Raw genomic sequence first — 1,862 nt, 5'->3', positions numbered from 1 at the left:
TCGCCGTACACGGTGTTTATGTCCAAGCAGAAGGCCGCAGACGACATGCTCAGGCGTGTCGTGGGCTCGGAGATGTGTATAAGCGACCGATCCATGCCGCAGCTGGGCCTGGCGGATTGGCGAGGCGGCGCATGGCATAGATCGGATACTCGCCTTGCTCATAGGCCTCAAGGTCGAGATGAACGAGTGCGCCGCTCATCAGGTCGTCACGGATTATCGATGCAGGCAGGCCGCCCCAGCCGAGGCCGCCGCGGATCAACGCGTGCTTGGTCGAGATGTCGCTGACACGCCAGGTCTTGTAAGAAAGCACGTTGAAATCGCGGCCTTTCGTCAGCCCGGACGCATCGGTGACGACGAGCTGTACTTCCTCGCGAACATCGCCAAGCGTCAACGGCCGACCTATCTGCGCTAACGGATGATTGCGCGAGGCCACCGGCATCATGAAGGAATGGCCGATCTTTTCCATCAGCATCGAGTCGTCCGGCTTCTGGACGGCTCCGCCGATGCCGATCGCCGCCTTGCCGCTCAGGACGGTCTCCATGACCATGCCAAGCTCGCCGACCGCAAGATTGAGCGCAACGGACGGAAATTGCTCACGGAACTCACGCAACACGTCCACCGTTGCCGGAGACGGCACCATGACGCTGATCGCCACAGAGACCTCCGCTTCCAATCCTTCCTTCAGCCCTTTGACGCGGGCGCGCATCACCTGCAGGTCGGTCAGTAGGCGGCGCGCATCTTCGAGCATGGCCTTGCCCGCATCCGTGAGCTTCGGCTGGCGGGCGCCGGAACGCTCAAAAAGCGGCATCTCGAGCTGTGCCTCGAGGTTCGCGATCGTGTAGCTGACCACCGACTGCGCGCGGTTGAGCGCGCGCGAGGCGGCGGAGAAGCTGCCGGTTTCCGCCACGGTAAGGAACACCTGCAGCTGATCCAATGTCGGGTTGGGAAGCATCTTCCATCCAATCTATCGATAATTTTGATCGACATTATCCCAGTTTTTTCGATAGTCGGCCAGTCTTATTTTTCCCTTGAAGGCGGCTCGAACCTCCCAAGCGAGCTCGCAGCATCCCAATTCGAGAGGAATTCAATTATGTCGTCCATCCTGCTCCTGACATCCAGCCCGCGCGCTGAATCGCTTTCGACCACCATTGCCACCGATCTTGCCGGCAAGCTCCAGGCCCAGAAGCCGGGAACCGTCATCGTCCGCCGTGACCTCGCCGCCAATCCGCTTCCGCACATCGATGACCTGTTTACCGCCGCAATCCGCAAGCCTGCCGAAGACCGCACGGCGCAGGAAGCCGAAGCCGTGAAGACCTCCGACGCGCTCATCGACGAACTGCTCGCCGCCGACACCATCGTCATCGGCACCGGCCTCATCAACTTCAATATCTATTCGTCCCTGAAGACCTGGATCGACAACGTTGCCCGCGCCGGCCGCACCTTCAAGTATACCGAAAGCGGCCCGGTCGGGCTTGCAACCGGCAAGAAGGTCTATGTCGTGCTCGCCTCCGGCGGCGTCTACTCGCAGGGTCCTGCCGCCAGCATGAACCATGCCGTTCCGTATCTGAAGTCGGTTCTGGGCTTCCTCGGCATCACCGACATCGAAACCGTCTATGTCGAAGGTCTCGCCTTCGGTCCGGAAGCTGCCGAAAAGGCGATCGGCGCCGCCAAGGCCCGCGCCGAAGAGATCGCTCTCGCCGCCTAACCGCTTAACATCGCCCCCAGAAGCGGCCGGCTCTGTCCGGCCGTTTTTTGTTTCCGCTGCGCCATACCCGGCGAGTCTGACACCGTTGCGGTCGTCGTTGTCGCTCGGTTTGAATGACGCGAGGATAGGGCGTTGGTAGCCCTCGTCACCACTGCTC

The 1,862-nt window shown here is 61.3% G+C and carries 1 protein-coding gene and 1 pseudogene; one reads left to right on the top strand and one right to left on the bottom strand.

Annotated elements, in window-relative coordinates; genetic code table 11:
* Positions 1 to 88 precede the first annotated feature (88 nt).
* A pseudogene (locus C9413_RS31730) lies at positions 89 to 952 on the bottom strand (LysR family transcriptional regulator); the annotation flags it as partial.
* Positions 953 to 1,090: 138 nt separating this feature from the next.
* On the opposite strand from C9413_RS31730, the gene C9413_RS31725 reads away from it, so the two are divergent.
* Positions 1,091 to 1,705 (top strand): FMN-dependent NADH-azoreductase, encoded by a 615-nt coding sequence (locus tag C9413_RS31725; protein WP_039846724.1) that lies wholly within the window; start codon positions 1,091 to 1,093, stop codon positions 1,703 to 1,705.
* The last annotated feature ends 157 nt before the right edge of the window (positions 1,706 to 1,862 follow it).

It is taken from the genome of Rhizobium sp. SEMIA 4085 (genome assembly GCF_013004495.1).
In the GTDB taxonomy this organism is placed as follows: Bacteria; Pseudomonadota; Alphaproteobacteria; order Rhizobiales; family Rhizobiaceae; genus Rhizobium; species Rhizobium gallicum.
This window is presented reverse-complemented; position numbering and strand designations above follow the sequence as displayed.

Coding starts and splice junctions, on each gene's coding strand:
- C9413_RS31725 (WP_039846724.1), top strand. CDS start 1,091: ATGTCGTCCATCCTGCTCCTGACATCCAGCCCGCGCGCTGAATCGCTT.